This window comes from Arthrobacter pigmenti (genome assembly GCF_011927905.1).
GTDB classification, from domain to species: domain Bacteria; phylum Actinomycetota; class Actinomycetes; order Actinomycetales; family Micrococcaceae; genus Arthrobacter_D; species Arthrobacter_D pigmenti.
Genome location: NZ_JAATJL010000001.1, coordinates 1,022,871 through 1,040,446 on the forward strand (window position 1 = coordinate 1,022,871; position 17,576 = coordinate 1,040,446).

The following is a 17,576-nucleotide window of genomic DNA, read 5'->3' on the forward strand; positions in this document are numbered from 1 at the left end:
TGCATCCCGTGGCTTGTTTAGTTACTGCAAAGTACTGATTGAACGGCTAGCAAAGTGATCATGTAGATTCATCGCCTGAAGTAGATAATTGCGTGATCTGCGCCTCACGTCAAGTCTTTCAGCCCTCCGTTACAGGAGAGTTATAGCTTATTTACCCCATTCGGTAGAAGCATGCCGCTCTATCCAGTAAGACACTTTCTGACTTATGCTTGCTGTCTACACGCAGTTTCGCTCAATCAGCCTCATTGGGACTGATCAGGCCATCAGGGAGCACAATGAATCTGGAAGCGGGTCTCAAACGGGGAGACCGCCTCAACGCGATCCTCGAGTTGCTCGCGCAGTCGAAGCAGCTTGAGGTAGAGGACATCGTGACCCGGTTGCACGTGTCCCCGGCAACCGCACGCCGCGACCTGGACAGTCTCGCCGCACAGCGCTTGCTGAGCCGAACGAGGGGCGGCGCAACCATTGAGTCGGGTGCGTACTCACTGCCCCTGAAGCAGAACCGGGACCTTGGCGCGCTGCGTAAGCGAGCCATTGCGTATGCAGCAAGTGCCCTCATACCCCGCGGCTCAGTTGTGGGCCTGTGCGGGGGGACCACAAGCACAGCTCTGGCCCAGGTGCTCAGCGTGCGCCGTGATCTGATGGAACCTTCGAACAAACCCACCCTCACCGTGGTTACCAACGCGATCAATATTGCCGCCCAACTGGCCGTACGCCCGAACATCAAGATCATGGTGACCGGTGGAATCGTCAATTCCCGTTCGTCCGAACTGGTGGGCCCCTACACTGATGCCATCCTGCAGCATGTCGCCCTCGACTTCGCGTTCGTGGGAGTCAACGGACTTGATCCTGAGTTCGGACCCACAGTGACTGATGAAGGGGAAGCTGCGGTGAACGCCATGGTTGCACGGCGGGCAGCGACGGCGTATATCGTTGCTGACTCATCAAAGATCGGCTTGCGTGCGTTCGCTACGATGACCGGTCATGCAGTCAGCAATCTCATCACGGACGATGGGATTTCGGAATACCAGCTGGCCGCATTCAGGGAGCGCGGGACCCGGGTGATTGTCGCCCCGGCTGTGGCCGAAGACTAGATACTCAAACACTGCCCGTGGCTGGTCCTGCCCGGGCTTTGGCCGCCCGGTGCCGGTTGCGGCACCATAAAAGTATGACAACCGTTCATGCAGGCGACCTGCCGTCCTTATCCATCGGTGCTCGACGCAGGGTCAGGATCGAGATACTCATTGTGCTGGGTCTCTCCCTTGGGCAATCGGCGGTCTACGCCGTCGTCGATCTGATCGACAAGCTCATCCAGGCACCGCTGGCCGCTCAGACCACCCGCCTGAACCCGGTATTGGATGACAGGCAGTATTTCGATCTCACCTATCAGTTGCTGGGGATCTTCTTCGCCCTGGTGCCCGTGGCGCTTGTCCTGTTTCTGCTCTCTGGTCCGGGAAGGTCGGCGTTCCGACGGATCGGCTTCACCTTCACTAACCCGAAGATCGATTTTGGTCTCGGGTTCCTGCTCTCCGCCATCATTGGCCTCGGCACCCTCGGCGTCTATGCAGCAGGCAGGGCCTTCGGCCTGACAACCCAGATCATCCCCACTGCACTCGATACCTACTGGTGGACGGTGCCCGTACTCGTACTGTCCGCGCTCCGGCATGCGGTGCTTGAGGAGGTGATTGTGGTCGGCTACCTGTTCGAGCGCCTGCGGGAACTGCGCTGGTCCACTCCAGCCATCATCATTGCCTCAGCGCTGCTGCGAGGAACCTACCACCTGTATCAGGGGATCGGCCCGTTCATCGGGAACGTCGTGATGGGCCTCATCTTCGGCTACGCCTACACACGAACCAAACGGGTGATGCCGTTGGTGGTTGCGCACGCACTGCTCGACATCGCCGGATTCGTTGGTTTCGCCCTCTTCGGACCGGCGATGGGAATCGGCGGGTAGCTCTAGATCTGAACTGAACCCTGTCCGGTCTCGAAAGTGACCGACATGATTCCCGGGGTTCCGTTGGGTGCGATCCAGGCGACGTCGACGTCGTCAAGCGGGTGGGTAGGAGGCGTACCGAGCCACTCAGTTACCCGGTCGGCAGAGCCGGCAATAGTAAGGGCGCTCAGCCTGACTGAAGCCGGCCGTGCCTGCGAGGGATGAATGGCTTCGGTGCCGTTGTCCCAGCGGATCATGTAGGGCACCTGCGGGTCCGAGATGAGGCCTTTGATGCCGATCTGCTGCCAGGTGAGCTCCTGCCCGTCCGGGAACTTCCGGTTGCCGGGAACGGCGCTGCGGCCGAGGCGCTCCTCGAACGGCGTGAGGTCATCAACCGCGACGCACCAGCCCATCCAGCCGCCGCCGGCCTCGGAACGGGCGCGGACAGCCTGTCCGAAAGGCGCCTTGTCCGACGCAGGGTGGTCGAGTACCTCAACCACCTCGAGGTACTGGCCGTTCACCAGCGGAAAGATCATGTTGCGGGTTCCGAATCGAGGGTGAACTCCACCCTTGACGAATTCGATTCCCAAAGCTTCGGAGATCCGCTCCGCCGTGGCAGAGAGACCGTCAGGTTCACAGGCGTAAGAGACATGATCCAGGCGCATGGCCCCATTTTGGCACTTTGTGATGGAGGCCTCGACTTAGGGTTACCTAAGTCACAGACGCTCCCGGGTAGCCCCAAGCTAAATCCAAGGTTTTGCGCGGATAGTTTGCCGGACAGGAAGACCGGTTCCGAGACCGCCGGCGCTTCCTGCCAGGGACCTTCGAAACGGAAGTCCCCCTTGAGTGGAGTCGCCCCCTTCCAGGGACACGGCGGCTCCACTCAAGCATGTTGCACGGCATTCCTGCTTCCGTCCACAGGCCGGAAATTCACCCCGGGTCACATTAGTTGCCCAATTCCGCACCGTCGGGTTTTCTTGTACCAGGTCACGAGTGACAGTACGGCGCGTTGCGCCGCCAGCCCCGGCTTGCTGTCCGGCAACCCTCCTTCGCGGTGGGGTGCCCCGGGTGACGACCAGGCGATGCACGAACGGTGCAGGCGCAAGCGCGATTTACGAAGGTGGCACTCTTGACAGGCACTACAACGACCCAGGCGCAGCCGCGGCCGGATCTGGACGGGGACGCTTCCATCCGGCGGTTATCTATCGGTCCGATGACGCTCGAGGCTGGAGGGCACCTGCCCGACGTCGTTCTTGCATATGAGACCTGGGGGAGCCTGAACGCGGATGCCTCCAACGCGGTCCTGATCGAGCACGCGCTCACGGGCAGTTCACACGTTGCACGGGGGGACTCTGAGGAGGAGGGCTGGTGGGACGGCCTGGTTGGCCCGGGCCGCACCATCGACACCGATCGCTTCCTCGTTGTGTCCATCAATATGCTCGGCGGCTGTTACGGCTCTACGGGACCTGCGTCCCTGCACCCGGATGGGAAACCGTGGGGTTCGCGCTTCCCGTTTGTCACGGTCCGCGATTCCGTGCGGGCTGAGGCATTGCTCGCGGATCTGCTGGGAGTTCCATCCTGGCATTCGGTGATCGGCGGATCAATGGGCGGCGCCCGTGCACTTGAGTGGGCGCTCATCTACCCCGACCGCGTCCAGCGCTGTGCAGTCATTGCATGTGCGGCAGCGAGCACAGCCGAGCAGATTGCATTCGCACAGGCACAGGTGCAGGCAATCCGGCTGGACCCGCAGTTCGCGCAGGGAGACTACTACGGCACCGTCGGGCCTGAGGGCGGCCTCGGACTCGCCCGGCGGATCGCGCACATCACCTACCGGTCCGAACCCGAGTTCACCCACCGGTTCGGGCGCGCCGCGCAGGGTGCGGAGGAGCCGTTCGGATCCCCGCTTCCGGCGGAGCGTGGCCGCTACCAGATTGAAAGTTATCTCGACCATCAGGCAGACAAACTCGTCCGGCGCTTCGACGCCAACAGCTACATTGTCCTCACCGAGGCACTCATGAGCCACGACGCGGCACGTGACCGCGGCAGCCTTCCCGAAGCGCTGAGCAAGGCACAGGCGCAGTTCTTCATCGCGGCCGTCGATTCCGACCGGCTCTACTGGCCCGCGCAGTCACACGAACTCGCGACCGCGCTGCCGGGCGAAGTGACGGTACACACGATCACTTCGCCAATAGGCCACGACGCGTTCCTGACCGAGATAGCGCAGCTTGAGCCCGCGCTGCATGCGGCTTTCTACGAGGACGACGACGACGGCGCCGCGTAGCACTCAGTGACGCGTAACGTTCAGCGCCACCGGACGTTCAGCGCACGTCCAAGGAAATCTCCGTACTTCCGCACCGCGTCTTCCAGTGCCGCAGCCTCCGCCTCATCAAAGGGACGATCGGTGACGATATCCAGGATCGCTTCCCGTGGGCCCAGGGTGTGTTTCCACCCACCCGCCACCTGTCCGTTGAGAAGGATGAGGTGCCCGGACAGGCGGGCCGGGCTGCTCGTCAACGGCGGCGCACCAAAGAATCGGGTGGGTGTGTAACCCATGACGAACTCGTCATAGCACTGGATGAGGTCTACCACGGGGGTCTCCGGGGGCCGGATAGCCAACGGTTCCACCGGGACAACGAACCTCTGCCCGCCGATCTCTTCGGAGGTGAGGAGATCGTCGGCCTCCCGCAACCCCTCGCGCACGTCGGCGAGCGTAAGCCCTGACCAGAGGGAGCAGTCCTTGACCGTAGCCGGCGCGCGGCCGCCGAAGTAGCGGATCACCAGTTCGCGCAGTGCTTCAGTCCGATCGAATTCTCTGCCGGAAGGGATGCGGACGGACCCGCCCGTGGGGGCGGGCTCCACTCTTGCTTCGAACGCGGCATAGGTTTGCCTGACGGTCCCGCCGGCACTGACGCGGGGCGTTCCGCTGATCAGTACCCGATCGAGTTCGGCCGCCATAAGGAAGCTGCCGAGCGCTGGTCCGGCTGATGGCAGGGAGGCCGCTTCCAATGCTGTTGCCAGTTCGTCGCGGGTTCGATGGGAACCGTCCGCCACACACGCCCCAAGGACAGCAGTTCCGGACCGTAGGGTGGCTTCATCAAGTCCCCACTGCCTGATCACTGAACGCATAGTCATCTTTACCCGCGGCGCCGTGAGCTGCAGCAACCAGGCGGCGTCCCAGCGGTGGACGAAGTGCCAGGTGGGCCTGAGCACGTGTGTCCTCAGGAGCAAGCCGTCCGCATACAGCCGGTCAATAGTGGCGGCCGTTTCACCGGCGCTCCGCTGGGCAAGGGACCAGCGCGCATAGGTGAACTCCTGCGCCTGCATCGCGCCGAGCTCACGGAGCACCGCAGCCGCGGGTTGGTCGCGAGTGCCCCAGAGGTGCTGGCGCAGCAGGCGCCGCATGCCGACGTCGTGCCCTGGTTGATGCAGTGCAGGATCCGGAGCAACCTGTCCGTGCGGCACGCTCAGGTGCCTGATCCGGGAGGCATGCCGGGCCCGAAGATCGGTGCCGGTTCAGGACGCTTCGGTGTGATCCCATCCCCGGAGGAACGGTGCCGCAACCGGCGCAACACCCAAGGGACAAAATACTCACGCGCCCACACGAGGTCCTCGCTGCGCGCAACGCGCCAGTTCTTCGGGGGCAGCGGTTTCGGCTCAAGCGGCTGCAACTGGTGGCTCACGGCGAGGGTGTCCAGGACCATCATCGCGATCGTATGGTGTCCCAGCGGTGAGAAGTGCAGGCGATCCGGGCCCCACATCTGAGGATTGACCAGTTGCCGCAGCGCCCACATGTCAGCGATGACGGCGTCGTGCCTGGCCGCGATGATTCGAAGGTTCTCGTTGTAGATGGCCGTCTTCGCGCGGATGCTGCCGAGCACCGTCTCGCGGACATCCGGTCCCGTGAAGAGGACTACGGTGGCCCCGTTTGCACCAAGGATCTGAACGACGCCGTCCAGCCGGGCGGCGAGCTGGTCTGGGTCGCCTCCCGGCCGGATGAGGTCGTTTCCCCCTGCGGAGAGGGTCACCAGGTCCGGTTTGAGTGCGATGGCGGGGCCAACCTGCTGATCGACAATCTCCTGGAGCAGACGCCCCCGGACTGCAAGATTCGCATAAGCGAAGTTCTCGTGTCCCCGGCTCAACTCCTCGGCGACGCGGTCCGCCCATCCGCGGTACCCGCCGGCGCTGGCCGGATTGGGATCACCGATCCCCTCAGTGAAGGAATCTCCCAGGGCAACGTAGCGGTTCCACGGGTGGGGTTCGGCATTGAGCTGGGAGCCACCCATCGACGGGGACCCGATTTCTGAAGGAGGAACGATCGCTGCGGTCACTGTCCTATCCTGCCAACCTGCTCACTGCCTACGCGACCGTAGGTGCGCAACAGCCGTGATGATGGAGAACTCCGCGGGATTCGACCGTGACAGAATGAACCAATGACTTCTTCCAACCCGTCCGGCGATGTCGATACGCAGTCCGCGGAGAACAGTGCACGGGAACCTGTCGTTGTCTGGTCCCGCCCCGAACAGGAGCGCCAGGGCACGCCGCTGCTCATTCTGCTCCATGGGCACCTGGCCAATGAGGATGACCTCATGGGGATTCTTGAGTTCCTGCCGGATGAATTCACGGTGGCTTCGGTTCGCGCGCCGGTGGCGATGGGCCCGGGCTTCACCTGGTTCCCGCTCCAGCATGACGCCGCGTATTCCGTGGACAAGGTTACGGCGGCGGTTCAGGACGTTGTGGATTGGGTCGATTCCAATCGGGGCGGCCATTCCAGCGTGAGCCTGCTTGGTTTCTCCATGGGGATGGCCGTTGCCACCTCGATGTTACGTGCGCGGCCCGCTGACTATGCCGCCGTCGTCGGTCTCTCCGGATTTGCGGTGCCGGACGAAGGCCGGGAGTTCTTCCGCGATGAGGAGCTGCAGGCGAACCCGGTTCCGTTCTTCTGGGGCCGCGACCAGGAAGACCCGGTCATCTCCCCGGACAGGATTGAGTTCACGCACGGGTGGTTGAACCGGCACACCCGGCTCACGAAGGTGCTTTATGCCGGAATGTTTCACAGCATCAACGTTCAGGAGCTCGGGCATGTGCGCGAATTTCTTCAGTTGAGCGTTCCGGGAGTCAGCCGGACACCACCACAACGCTGACACCGTTCACGGTCACCGAGTCACCCGGGTGGATCTGGCGACCACGTCGCTCCTCGATCTCACCGTTGACCTGCACCAGTCCGTTCTCGATCAGTTCCTTGGCCTCCGCCCCGTCCTCGGCGAGGTTGGCAAGCTTCATCAGCTGACCCAGCCTGATCATCGCGTCGCGGATGGGTACTTCGTTCTGGGTTGTGTCGTCACTGCTCATGGAACCATCATGCCCTCCGCCCAGCCGGTGAAGGGGCAGGTGCGCGATGTCCTAGGGTTAACGGGTGTCTCACGCCCCTCGACTTCCCGCGGTGGTTGGCCTGCCGTTGGCGGTAGTGGCCGGCGTCGCAATTCCCCTGCAGGGCAGGATCAACGGTGCCTTGGGGCAACGGTTGGACGATGGACTGGCTGCAGCGCTGGTCAGTTTCGGCACGGGTCTTGTGCTGATGATCGCTATCTCGCTGCTGCTGCCACGCGGACGCGCCGGCCTGAGGGAGCTGGTGCCCGCGGTCCGCGAACGCCGCTTCCCGCGAATCTACCTCGCGGCCGGCACCATCGGAGCGCTGTTCGTGTTCTCGCAGTCCTTGACCATCGGTCTGCTCGGGGTTGCGCTCTTCACCGTGGCCGCTGTCATGGGGCAGACGATCAGCGGCCTGGCCGTGGACCGGTCCGGCATCGGACCCGGCGGAAAACGGGCGATCACCCCGATGCGGATCATCGGCGTGGTCCTGACCGTGGCGTCGGTGGCATGGGCTGTCTCGCCGCGCCTTGAGGGAACAGGTACGACGGCGGCACTCATCCTTCCGCTGCTCCTTCCAGTAGCCGCCGGTATTCTCATGAGCTTCCAACAGGCCATGAACGGCACGACGGCGGTGCACTATGGGACACCCATCACCGCAACGCTCATGAACTTCATCTCCGGCTCCGCGCTACTGCTCGCCGCCTGGCTGCTGAAAGCCGCGGTGGCCGGTTTCGGGGAGCCCTTGCCGGGGGAATGGTGGTACTACCTCAGGGGTCCGATGGGGTGCGTATTCATTGGAATCAGCGCATTGCTGGTCCGCACGCTCGGGGTGCTCCTGACCGGGCTCGGGATGATCGCCGGCCAGTTGCTCGGTTCGCTCGCACTCGACCTGCTGTTCCCGACGCCGGGGACCGTCGTCGTATTCGCGACTATTGCCGGTCCCGTGCTCACCCTCGGTGCGATCATGCTGACCACGCTGCCGTGGAAGCGCCGTTCTCTCCTTTTCCACGGTTAATTGGAGACTGAATCGGACGTTCCGGGGGCATACTCGGTTTCATGCTGTGGCGCACCGGTCCGGATGCTCTCTCGATAGGCTAAGGTGGTACCTTCGCCCGTCCGGTCCGGCGCTGATTTGTTGCTTCCAGCGCACGCCCGAGGGCACTTGAAGACGACCGCACCCAGCGGCCAGTCCATACATGAAGAGGATGGCATCAACAGTGGCCAAGCAGGTTTCCGCCCTGGACCCGATCATTTCCCTCGCCAAGCGGCGCGGCTTCGTCTTTCAGGCCGGTGAAATCTACGGAGGTTCCCGGTCAGCCTGGGACTACGGCCCCCTCGGAGCCGAGCTGAAGGAAAATATCAAGCGCCAGTGGTGGCAGTCCATGGTCCGTGGCCGGGAGGATGTCGTCGGGCTGGATTCCTCAGTGATTCTGCCGCGTCAGGTATGGGAAGCCTCCGGGCATGTGGACGTCTTCTCGGACCCGCTGGTCGAGTGCCTGTCCTGCCACAAGCGCTACCGCGCTGACCACCTCGAGGAAGAGTACGAGGAGAAGAAGGGACGCCCGGCCGAGAACGGCCTGGCCGACATCGCCTGCGCCAACTGCGGCACCCGTGGCCAATGGACGCCACCGCAGGAGTTCTCGGGCCTGCTCAAGACGTTCCTTGGCCCGGTGGCCAACGAGGAGGGCCTGCACTACCTGCGGCCTGAAACCGCACAGGGCATCTTCGTGAACTTCAACAACGTGCTCACTACGTCCCGGAAAAAGCCGCCGTTCGGCATCGGCCAGATCGGCAAGAGCTTCCGGAACGAGATCACACCTGGCAACTTCATCTTCCGGACCCGCGAGTTCGAACAGATGGAGATGGAGTTCTTCGTGGAGCCGGGTACAGACGATGAATGGCACGAGTACTGGATCAAGGAACGGTTCGACTGGTACACGGGACTCGGTATCAAGCCGGACAACCTGCGGCTCTTCGTCCACCCGCTCGAGAAGCTGAGCCACTACTCCAAGGGCACCACGGACATCGAGTACCGCTTCGGGTTCAGCGGTTCGGAGTGGGGCGAGCTCGAGGGTATCGCCAACCGCACCGACTTCGACCTCTCCACGCACTCGAAGCACTCGGGCACCGACCTCAGCTTCTTCAACCAGGCCACGAACGAGCGGTTCACACCGTACGTGATCGAGCCGGCTGCAGGCCTGACCCGTTCCTTCATGGCGTTTCTGGTGGATTCCTACGCCGAGGATGAGGCTCCCAACGCGAAGGGTGGCGTTGACAAGCGCACTGTCCTGAAGCTGGATCCGCGCCTTGCCCCGGTGAAGGCCGCCGTACTTCCCCTCAGCCGCAACGAGGACCTCTCGCCCAAGGCCAAGGACCTCGGAGCGCAGCTACGGAAGAACTGGAACATCGATTTCGACGACGCCGGCGCGATCGGCCGCCGCTACCGCCGCCAGGATGAGATCGGCACGCCGTTCTGCATCACCGTGGACTTCGACACTCTCGAGGACCACGCGGTCACAATCCGCGAACGCGACACCATGGCGCAGGAGCGGGTGTCGCTCGACAAAGTCGAGGGCTACCTGGCCCAGCGGCTGGTTGGCGCCTAGGTGGCGGTTCAGTATCGGCCCTGGCGGGAGGGCGACGACCTTGAGCTTCTCCAGGTCTGGGGAGGTCCGGCGAACCCGCAGGCCGAGCAGTCGCGTGCGCTGTTCCGGCCGTCCACTGACCTGCCGTGGCTGCGCTGCATCGTGGCCGAAGACTCCGTCGGCGGGGTAGCCGTGCCCGTTGCTGCCGGCTACGTCTTCGAACCGAAGCTGCACAACCGGCGGCTGTGGGCGTACGTGGAAGTAGGTGAAGGCCATCGCCGCGCAGGCATCGGTGCCACGCTCCTTGGCATGCTGCGGAACGAGGCCGACCACTCGCCGTCGGGCGTGTCCGCCCTCCGCGCCAAGGTGGCGCCGGGCTCCGATGCAGCAGCCTTCGCCGGGGCCGCCGGATTCGAGGAGATCCAGCGTTCGCGGATCATCGAGGTGTCCCCGGGCGCATTACCCATTCCCAACTTCGCCGACAACGACGGCCCGCAACTTGAGGAGGCCGCCACCGGTTCCGTTGAGCTCACGTCTGCAGTTGCCGACTGGTACAAATCAGTGCATGCCTGGGATCCGGCGGACATGACGCTCGGTCAGGCGCAGCAATTTCTGCTGGCGGACACGTCCGGCGCCGGCGGTGCGGTGGTCCTGAGGGAGAAGCCGAAGGCCCAGGGCGGCAGCATCGCCGCGTTCGCACTGAGCTATACGCAGAGCCGCACGGACGAGCCGGCTGACGTGCTCATCGGGTACCACACGTCCCTTGAGCCGAGTGAGCAGCAGGCCGCTGTGGCGTCCCTCCTCGCGATGCTTGTGTACCAGTACCCGGTGCAGATTGAGGTGGATGACTCGATGACCGCACTTGTGGCGGTCGTGCAGCCACTCATCGCATCGGGCGCTGCGAAGGTTGTATCAGAGACGCGCGTCGTCAGCAGCTGAACATAGGGGATCACCCCCGGCGGTAGCGGCCCGTTTCGGCGTCGTGCTGGTCCGCCGCTACCCGCTCCGCTTCGGTCATGGCGCCGCCGCCAAGGTGCGCCGGCTGCCACCAGGTGCCTGCGGGCGGGCGAAGAGGGAAGTCGGCAATGCCGCGATCAATCCCGTCCTGCAGTTCCGCGCGCAGCTGCCCGGTTTCGCCGACTACGTCGGATTCGGGGGAGTGGCGGATTGGTTCGCTGATGTGCACGCGGACCGGCGCCCGCCAGGCGCGGGACGGCGAGAACGGGTGGCCGCGCGTGAGGAGCCGGTGCGCTCCCCAGACGGAGATGGGAATTAGCGGCACACCGGCCTCGGCAGCGAGCCGGACCGCGCCGGTTTTCAACTCCCGGACCGTGAAGCTTCGGCTGACCCCGGCTTCCGGAAGGATTGCCACGTACTCGCCGTCGCGCAACTTCTGCAACGCGCCCTCATACGCTGCTGCCCCGGCACTGCGGTCCACCACGACGTGTCCGCATGCGTGGATGGCAGGACCGGCCAACCAGTGCGACGCCGCAGCCTTGGTGATCAGGAACTTCAGTTGTGCATTGGAGTGCTTCCACAGCACCAGTTCGGCGAATGCGAAGTCAACGTAGCCGAAGTGCGTGATGGCGAAAACCGCTCCGCGGCCTGGCTCAGGGGTGCGAGAAAGGCCCGTGCGGGGTTCGGTCGGCGGGAGGTTCTCCTGTCCGCTCACGATGATCCTGATCCGGAAGATCCAGCGCAGCAGCAGCCCCGAACGGACCACGAGCCGGTAAAACCGGTTGCTCGGCCTAGGCGTCCACGTCATGGTTCACGCTCCCCGTCCGGCTTTGGGCGGGAGCGGGAAGAACCCGCTGGTGCTTGTGATGTACTCCCGGTAGCCGGGTCGGGAATTCATCCGCTGCTCGGTTAGCGGTTTGCCGGTCTTGTGAGCCAGCGCCCAGTACATCAGGGCGGGGGAGAGGACGGTCAGAACTCCGGGCCAGGAGTCTGCCGCCACGAGGAACAGGCCGATCCACACGAGCGCGTCGCCGAAGTAATTGGGATGGCGGGTATAGCGCCAGAGGCCCGAATCCAACACCTTGCCACGGTTGGCCGGATTGCTTTTGAAGGCGGAGAGCTGTGCATCGCCCACGGTCTCGAACAGCATCCCCGCCAACCAGATGGCAGCGCCGAACCATGCCAGCCACCCCAGCGCCGCCTGCGAGTACATCGCAACCTGGACCGGCAGCGACACAAACAACAGGACCGCACCCTGCGGCACGTACACGCGCCGGATCGCGTACAGATTGCGGGAGCCGGGGGTGTCGCTCAGCATGGCCTCGTAGCGGGGATCTTCCTTACCGTCCCGTGCCCGCCACCCGATGTGGACAGCCAACCGTACACCCCACACAGTGGTGAGGATGAGCATGAGCCAGCGTCGGCCGTCGTCGCCGTCGTCGTTCATCGACGCAAGGAAGGTGAGCCAGGCAACCAGGACGAAGCCCAGCCCCCAGGCCGTGTCGATCACGGCGTGGCGCTTCTGCGCCACCGCGACCGCGAACACAAGCACAAGCAGTACGACGACGCCGCCCACCGACAGCGCGAAGCCTGCCAGGAATTCGGTCAGGGGGAAAGCGGGCATGGGGTCCTTTTCTCAGGGTCGGGACGTCAGAGGGTTACGGCGAGCGGCGAGTTCTGCTCGAGAAGCGCGGCAGCGCGCCGCAGACGTTTCGCTTCGACGGGTGCGCCGGTGTCGCGGGTGAGCGAGTCGAGCAGGTACGACGCGCTGAGCTCGTGCCACACCGGGATCTTCCTGAACATGAAATGCCCGGCGCCCAGCAGTGTGGCGTAGTGGACCTCGTCGGCGATGGACAGTACGCGCTCGGCGAATCGAAGCGACTGACGCGGTGACGTCCACCGGTCTGCGGCCCCGTGCATGATGAGGATGCGCTTGCCCGCCACCTGCTGGACCGGGGTCGTACTGTCCAGCCACGGCGCCAGGGCGACCACGGCCCGGACCTGCGGGTCATCCGCCGCACACAGCGCTGTCAGTCCGCCCATGGAATGGCCGAGGAGGTAGACGGGGACGCCCGGATGCCGCTGGTGGATCCGTTCCAGTGCCCACCTGGCATCGTGCAGGGGCGACATGTGCGTTCCGTTCCAGCCTCTCACCCGGTTCCGCAGGCTCCAGGTTTCCAGCCCGGCGGAAGCTCCCCAGGAGTGCAGCAGGCGGGCGAAGGGCACCATGCGGGCGGGGCTGAGATGCCGCGAGCGTACCGGTTCGAAACTGTTCGCGCGGCCGCCATGCAGCACGAGCGCCACGCCACGGACGGGACCCTCGCCCGGACGGATCATCACCTCCGGTGCGTGCGCCATTGCGCTCGCCGGATTCTCGTCCGCCTCGCTGAATCGTTCCCTCGCCATGCACCCTCCATTGCTTGACAGTGCCGGACCGCCTTCCGGCCGCCGGCTGACCAACTGCGTAGAATCCTCTTCGGGACCATGCAGGAGACCGGCCGTATCCATCCTGCCAGCAGTACGCCGACAGCAAGGAACTTCAAGTGGGCCACAGCCATATCCACGTTTCGGACCAGCCTGGTTCCTCTCTGAGTTCGGAGCAGAAGGCCGCGATGATGGGAACGCGGAGAAGGGCAAACCTGCTTCTCGCGGCGGTCCTTGTTCCCCTCGGAATCATCACGATCATCGGGATGTTTCTGCTCTGGCCGACCGGCAACCAGTCCGAGGTCGCCGTCCCAAGCCCTTTCGCGACCGCCCCGGGGACTTCCATGGACGTGGGCACCGTTCAGCGGGTGGTGCTGGAGGATTGCCCGTCGTCCCAGCCGACGGTCGATGCCGGCGGTGAGGCACAGCAGTGTCAGGTGGCCTACACCCTGCCTGATGCCGGCGGCTCTGCCGTTCCCGTGGAACTCAACCCCGAGGTGGCCCGCTCAGGGCAGGTCGACCCGGGCGATTCCATCCGGTACCTCAACCTCGAGGGCGTCATCAGCGGTGCCGGTGCACCGTACATCTTCGTCGACTTCGTCCGCACCCTTCCGATGGCGGCGCTCGCGGTGCTGTACGCCGTCGTCGTCGTTTCGGTGGCGCGCTGGCGCGGGCTGCGGGCGATCATCGGGCTGGTGGGCGCGTTGGTGGTCCTGGCCCAGTTCGTGCTCCCCGGCCTCGTGGAGGGCAAGCCGCCGCTGTTGCTTGGACTCGTGGGCTCGGTGGTGATCATGATCGGCGTCCTCTATTTTGCGCACGGCTTCTCCGCGCGAACGTCGACGGCGCTGCTCGGCACCATCTTCGGGCTCGGTATCACTGCGCTGCTGGCTGCGTGGGCAACCGACACCGCTAACCTCACGGGTGTCGGCAGCGACAGTTCGAGCGCGCTGATCAATGCCGCGCCGGAGGTCTCGCTCTCGGGAATCATCCTGTGCGGGCTCATCATTTCGGGGCTCGGCGTGCTGAACGACGTGACGATCACCCAATCCTCAGCGGTCTGGGAACTGTACGAGCTCGCGCCCCATACCCCCACCCGGCGGCTGTTCGCCGGGGCCATGCGCATCGGCCGGGACCACATCGCCTCCACGGTCTACACCATCGCCTTCGCGTACGCCGGAGCGGCGCTGCCCCTGCTGCTCCTCGTCTCGCTGCAGGACAGTTCGCTGGTGGAGTCGCTGACCAGCGGCGAACTCGCCGAGGAAGTCCTGCGCACGCTCGTGGGATCGATCGGCCTGGTTCTCGCGATTCCGGTGACCACGCTGGTTGCGGTGCTGGTGGTCAAGGCCGTCGGTACCCGTACGCATTCACCGCACGACGACGACGGCGCTGGCCCCCGCGCCGTCGGACACGCCACCGTGCCTGAGGACGCTACGCCCGCGGCGCTCGCAGCCGAGGAAGCGGCAGCGGAGGAAGCTTCAGCGTCCCGTGGCGTTGCCCGGGGTTCCAACGCCGCTGGTGCCGCAGCGGGTGGCGTGACCGCGGGCTCTGACGCCGCGGGTTCGGACGCCGCACCGCAGGCTGGGGAAGACGCACCGCTTCCAAGTCGCCGCGCCCTCCGCGAGCAGAATTTCCGCTGACCTGCACCGAATCGGCGAATCCGTTTCCTTTCCGCACAGGACGGCGCTGTGATGCCGCGTCGCCTGCGCCAAGCCGACGGATCCGTTGGGCAGGTGCCGCCGGACTCTCCGATTTGCCCCGTCTTGCGACAATGGACGGGTGAGCATTGCACCAACTTCAACCGCGGCGAGGCTGGATCTTGCGCCGTTGCGCCTCGGCGGCATAACCGTGAACACTCCGGTGGTTCTCGCTCCCATGGCCGGCATCACCAATACCGCGTTCCGCAGGCTGTGCCGCGAGTACGGCGGGGGACTTTACGTCTCCGAAATGGTGACGTCCCGTGCCCTCGTTGAGCGCAACCCGGAGTCCCTGCGAATCATCTCCCACGACGACGACGAAAAAGTACGCTCCGTCCAGCTCTACGGCGTAGACCCGAAGACGGTGGGCGCAGCCGTACGCATCCTCGTCGAGGAGGACCGCGCGGACCACATTGACCTGAACTTCGGCTGCCCCGTGCCCAAGGTCACCCGCAAGGGCGGGGGAGCAGCCCTGCCCTGGAAGCTGGACCTGTTCACCTCGATCGTCCGGACCGCCGTGCGTGAGGCGAGCCGCGGCGGCATCCCGTTGACCATCAAGATGCGCAAGGGCATCGACGAGGATCACCTGACCTTCCGCGAAGCGGGGAAAATTGCCCGGGATGCCGGCGTAGCCGCCGTCGCTCTCCATGGCCGCACGGCCTCTCAGTTCTACTCGGGAACGGCAGACTGGAACGCCATCGCTGAGCTGCGCGATGCACTTCCGGACATCCCGGTCCTGGGCAACGGCGACATCTGGAGCGCCGAGGATGCCATCCGCATGGTTCACCAGACCGGCGTCGACGGCGTTGTTATTGGCCGCGGCTGCCAGGGCCGGCCGTGGCTGTTCGGTGACCTCGTAAATGCTTTTGAGGGCAGCGACCAGCGGCACAAGCCCGGTCTGGGCCAGGTGGCGGACACTGTGTACCGGCATGCTGAACTGCTGGTGGATACGTTCGGCAACGAGATGATGGCGCTGCGGGACATCCGGAAGCACATGGCATGGTACTTCAAGGGCTACGTGGTCGGCGGAGACCTTCGCGCCGCCTTGGCGGCCGTTCCCACCCTCGAGGTGTTGCGAGGCCTCCTGGACCAGCTGGACCGGTCATCCCCCTATCCCGGTGTTGACGCGGAAGGACCACGCGGGCGTGCAGGTTCGCCGAAACGCACCGCGCTGCCGGAGCGCTGGCTGGAGGCCCGCCGGCTGAACGCCGACCAGCAGGCCGACATCGCTGCAGCGGAAGTGGATGTCTCCGGTGGCTGAAACCCGACCGGCCGGCTCAGGACCAAATGAAGGCAGCCATAACGCAGTGAACCAGAACCAGAACCCGCTTACTCCCGGCTACACCGACGCTGACATGCAGCGTTGGGCGGATGAATCCCCAAAGAGTACGCACCGTACCCACTTCGAGCGTGACCGCGCACGCGTCCTGCACTCGTCGGCCTTGCGCCGGCTCGGCGCCAAAACGCAGGTGGTGGCCCCAGACACTGATGACTTCGTCCGCACAAGGCTCACGCACAGCCTCGAAGTTGCCCAGGTTGGCCGGGAGCTCGGCCGCTCCCTGGGGTGCGATCCCGACATTGTGGACGCCGCCTGCCTCTCCCACGACCTCGGTCACCCGCCGTTCGGGCACAACGGCGAAGCGACGCTCAATGACCTTGCTCACTCGATCGGCGGTTTCGAGGGCAACGCGCAGACGCTGCGCCTGCTCACCCGGTTGGAGCCGAAGGCAACCCGCGCGGACGGCGCACCCGCAGGCCTCAACCTGACCCGTGCCAGTCTTGACGCCGCCTGCAAGTACCCCTGGACGGCAAAGGAAGCCCCCGTCATCCACGGGCATCGCACCTCGAAGTTCGGTGCCTACACTGATGACCTGCCGGTCTTCAGCTGGTTGCGGGCCGGGGCTCCGGCCGGCCGGTCCTGCCTGGAGGCCCAGGTAATGGACCTTGCCGATGACATTTCCTATTCCGTCCACGACGTCGAAGACGCCATTGTCGCCGGCCACTTCCAGCTCAAGTGGATGGACAATCCCGACCACCGCGCACGCGTAGTCGGTTACACCCAGCAGTGGTACCTGCCGCACTCGGATCCCGCCGCCGTCGACGCCGCGCTCGCCCGGCTCGAGGCGACCGACGTGTGGGTCCGCGAAGCTGACGGCAGCCGCAAGGCCATGGCTGCGTTGAAGGACATGACCAGCCAGCTCATCGGGCGGTTCTGCCTGAGTGCGCTGGAAACCACCCGCGGGATCTACGGCACGGATCCGCTGACCCGCTATGCCGCGGAAATGGTGGTGCCCGAAGAGACCGTGACGGAGATCGCCGTCATGAAAGGACTGGCGACTACTTTTGTGATGACAAGCGTCCACCGTCAGCCCATCTACGAGCGGCAGCGGGAGGTGCTCTCCTCCCTCGTACAGCAGATGGCTGCGGCCGGGGACCGCTACCTGGAGCCGATGTTCGCGGCGGACTGGAAGGAAGCGAACGACGACGACGCCCGCCTCCGCGTGGTCATCGATCAGGTCGCTTCCCTCACCGACGCCTCAGCGCTGACCCTTCACGAACGCGTCGTCGGACCTGTTCCAGCCCTCTGGTAGAGGCTTATCGGAGCGGGCACCG

17 protein-coding genes and 1 riboswitch are annotated in these 17,576 nt (G+C 64.8%); of the genes, 10 read left to right on the plus strand and 7 right to left on the minus strand.

All coding sequences use genetic code 11. The features are described 5' to 3' along the window. The first annotated feature begins 275 nt into the window (after positions 1-275). Together BJ994_RS04690 and BJ994_RS04695 are read left to right on the plus strand one after the other, a co-directional pair. Positions 276-1,094, plus strand: coding sequence for a DeoR/GlpR family DNA-binding transcription regulator (locus BJ994_RS04690; RefSeq protein WP_167992004.1), 819 nt, complete (start codon positions 276-278; stop codon positions 1,092-1,094). Positions 1,095-1,168: 74 nt separating this feature from the next. After that, a complete protein-coding gene (locus BJ994_RS04695) occupies positions 1,169-1,954 on the plus strand; it encodes a CPBP family intramembrane glutamic endopeptidase (protein WP_167992006.1) in 786 nt (261 codons plus the stop codon). A gap of 2 nt (positions 1,955-1,956) precedes the next feature. Here BJ994_RS04695 and BJ994_RS04700 read toward each other — a convergent pair whose 3' ends face one another. Then, positions 1,957-2,598, minus strand: coding sequence for a VOC family protein (locus tag BJ994_RS04700; protein WP_167992009.1), 642 nt, complete (start codon positions 2,596-2,598; stop codon positions 1,957-1,959). Positions 2,599-2,918: 320 nt separating this feature from the next. Next, positions 2,919-3,047: riboswitch (SAM riboswitch) on the plus strand. Positions 3,048-3,062: 15 nt separating this feature from the next. Between BJ994_RS04700 and metX the strand changes: the two genes are divergently transcribed. After that, positions 3,063-4,214, plus strand: coding sequence for a homoserine O-acetyltransferase MetX (gene metX / locus BJ994_RS04705; RefSeq protein WP_425339364.1), 1,152 nt, complete (start codon positions 3,063-3,065; stop codon positions 4,212-4,214). Between the two features lie 20 nt (positions 4,215-4,234). Here metX and BJ994_RS04710 read toward each other — a convergent pair whose 3' ends face one another. Together BJ994_RS04710 and BJ994_RS04715 are read right to left on the minus strand one after the other, a co-directional pair. Beyond that, on the minus strand, positions 4,235-5,395 hold the full coding sequence (locus BJ994_RS04710; RefSeq protein WP_167992011.1) for a DNA glycosylase AlkZ-like family protein: 1,161 nt from the start codon (positions 5,393-5,395) through the stop codon (positions 4,235-4,237). A 2-nt stretch (positions 5,396-5,397) separates the two neighbouring features. Further along, positions 5,398-6,216 (minus strand): SGNH/GDSL hydrolase family protein, encoded by an 819-nt coding sequence (locus tag BJ994_RS04715; RefSeq protein WP_167995856.1) that lies wholly within the window; start codon positions 6,214-6,216, stop codon positions 5,398-5,400. A gap of 147 nt (positions 6,217-6,363) precedes the next feature. Between BJ994_RS04715 and BJ994_RS04720 the strand changes: the two genes are divergently transcribed. Beyond that, the gene (locus BJ994_RS04720) at positions 6,364-7,074 is read left to right on the plus strand and encodes an alpha/beta hydrolase (protein WP_167992013.1); all 711 of its coding nucleotides are present in this window, start codon (positions 6,364-6,366) and stop codon (positions 7,072-7,074) included. On the opposite strand, the gene BJ994_RS04725 is transcribed toward BJ994_RS04720, so the two are convergent. Then, the gene (locus BJ994_RS04725; RefSeq protein WP_167992015.1) at positions 7,049-7,282 is read right to left on the minus strand and encodes an RNA-binding S4 domain-containing protein; all 234 of its coding nucleotides are present in this window, start codon (positions 7,280-7,282) and stop codon (positions 7,049-7,051) included. The genes BJ994_RS04720 and BJ994_RS04725 overlap by 26 nt on opposite strands. A gap of 64 nt (positions 7,283-7,346) precedes the next feature. On the opposite strand from BJ994_RS04725, the gene BJ994_RS04730 reads away from it, so the two are divergent. The 3 genes from BJ994_RS04730 to BJ994_RS04740 all read left to right on the plus strand — a co-directional run bounded on the left by BJ994_RS04730 (position 7,347) and on the right by BJ994_RS04740 (position 10,827). Continuing rightward, positions 7,347-8,318 (plus strand): DMT family transporter, encoded by a 972-nt coding sequence (locus BJ994_RS04730; protein WP_167992017.1) that lies wholly within the window; start codon positions 7,347-7,349, stop codon positions 8,316-8,318. Positions 8,319-8,508: 190 nt separating this feature from the next. After that, the gene (locus tag BJ994_RS04735; RefSeq protein ID WP_167992019.1) at positions 8,509-9,909 is read left to right on the plus strand and encodes a glycine--tRNA ligase; all 1,401 of its coding nucleotides are present in this window, start codon (positions 8,509-8,511) and stop codon (positions 9,907-9,909) included. After that, positions 9,910-10,827, plus strand: coding sequence for a GNAT family N-acetyltransferase (locus BJ994_RS04740; protein ID WP_167992021.1), 918 nt, complete (start codon positions 9,910-9,912; stop codon positions 10,825-10,827). 10 nt (positions 10,828-10,837) lie between these two features. Here BJ994_RS04740 and BJ994_RS04745 read toward each other — a convergent pair whose 3' ends face one another. From BJ994_RS04745 to BJ994_RS04755, 3 genes are read right to left on the minus strand one after another with little or no spacing between them, the layout of a single operon-like run. After that, positions 10,838-11,653 (minus strand): lysophospholipid acyltransferase family protein, encoded by an 816-nt coding sequence (locus BJ994_RS04745; RefSeq protein ID WP_167992024.1) that lies wholly within the window; start codon positions 11,651-11,653, stop codon positions 10,838-10,840. 3 nt (positions 11,654-11,656) lie between these two features. Beyond that, complete coding sequence (locus BJ994_RS04750; protein WP_167992026.1) at positions 11,657-12,469, minus strand: DUF1295 domain-containing protein; 813 nt, start codon at positions 12,467-12,469, stop codon at positions 11,657-11,659. Positions 12,470-12,495: 26 nt separating this feature from the next. Continuing rightward, a complete protein-coding gene (locus BJ994_RS04755; protein WP_167992029.1) occupies positions 12,496-13,251 on the minus strand; it encodes an alpha/beta hydrolase in 756 nt (251 codons plus the stop codon). A gap of 137 nt (positions 13,252-13,388) precedes the next feature. On the opposite strand from BJ994_RS04755, the gene BJ994_RS04760 reads away from it, so the two are divergent. The 3 genes from BJ994_RS04760 to BJ994_RS04770 all read left to right on the plus strand — a co-directional run bounded on the left by BJ994_RS04760 (position 13,389) and on the right by BJ994_RS04770 (position 17,554). Beyond that, the gene (locus BJ994_RS04760; protein ID WP_425339365.1) at positions 13,389-14,906 is read left to right on the plus strand and encodes a YibE/F family protein; all 1,518 of its coding nucleotides are present in this window, start codon (positions 13,389-13,391) and stop codon (positions 14,904-14,906) included. Positions 14,907-15,045: 139 nt separating this feature from the next. Continuing rightward, positions 15,046-16,224 carry a tRNA dihydrouridine synthase DusB gene (dusB, locus tag BJ994_RS04765; protein WP_167992032.1) on the plus strand — a complete coding sequence of 393 codons (1,179 nt, stop codon included), beginning with the start codon at positions 15,046-15,048 and terminating at the stop codon, positions 16,222-16,224. 46 nt (positions 16,225-16,270) lie between these two features. Beyond that, positions 16,271-17,554: a deoxyguanosinetriphosphate triphosphohydrolase gene (locus BJ994_RS04770; RefSeq protein ID WP_342450285.1), complete on the plus strand. Its 1,284-nt coding sequence runs from the start codon at positions 16,271-16,273 to the stop codon at positions 17,552-17,554. Positions 17,555-17,576 lie beyond the last annotated feature (22 nt).

What these genes read in the sequence shown, in the direction of transcription:
- BJ994_RS04690 (WP_167992004.1), top strand. Translation starts at nt 276, where the DNA reads ATGAATCTGGAAGCGGGTCTCAAACGGGGAGACCGCCTCAACGCGATC.
- BJ994_RS04695 (WP_167992006.1), top strand. Translation starts at nt 1,169, where the DNA reads ATGACAACCGTTCATGCAGGCGACCTGCCGTCCTTATCCATCGGTGCT.
- BJ994_RS04700 (WP_167992009.1), bottom strand. Translation starts at nt 2,598, where the DNA reads ATGCGCCTGGATCATGTCTCTTACGCCTGTGAACCTGACGGTCTCTCT.
- BJ994_RS04715 (WP_167995856.1), bottom strand. Translation starts at nt 6,216, where the DNA reads ATGGGTGGCTCCCAGCTCAATGCCGAACCCCACCCGTGGAACCGCTAC.
- BJ994_RS04720 (WP_167992013.1), top strand. Translation starts at nt 6,364, where the DNA reads ATGACTTCTTCCAACCCGTCCGGCGATGTCGATACGCAGTCCGCGGAG.
- BJ994_RS04725 (WP_167992015.1), bottom strand. Translation starts at nt 7,282, where the DNA reads ATGAGCAGTGACGACACAACCCAGAACGAAGTACCCATCCGCGACGCG.
- BJ994_RS04735 (WP_167992019.1), top strand. Translation starts at nt 8,509, where the DNA reads ATGGCATCAACAGTGGCCAAGCAGGTTTCCGCCCTGGACCCGATCATT.
- BJ994_RS04745 (WP_167992024.1), bottom strand. Translation starts at nt 11,653, where the DNA reads ATGACGTGGACGCCTAGGCCGAGCAACCGGTTTTACCGGCTCGTGGTC.
- BJ994_RS04750 (WP_167992026.1), bottom strand. Translation starts at nt 12,469, where the DNA reads ATGCCCGCTTTCCCCCTGACCGAATTCCTGGCAGGCTTCGCGCTGTCG.
- BJ994_RS04755 (WP_167992029.1), bottom strand. Translation starts at nt 13,251, where the DNA reads ATGGCGAGGGAACGATTCAGCGAGGCGGACGAGAATCCGGCGAGCGCA.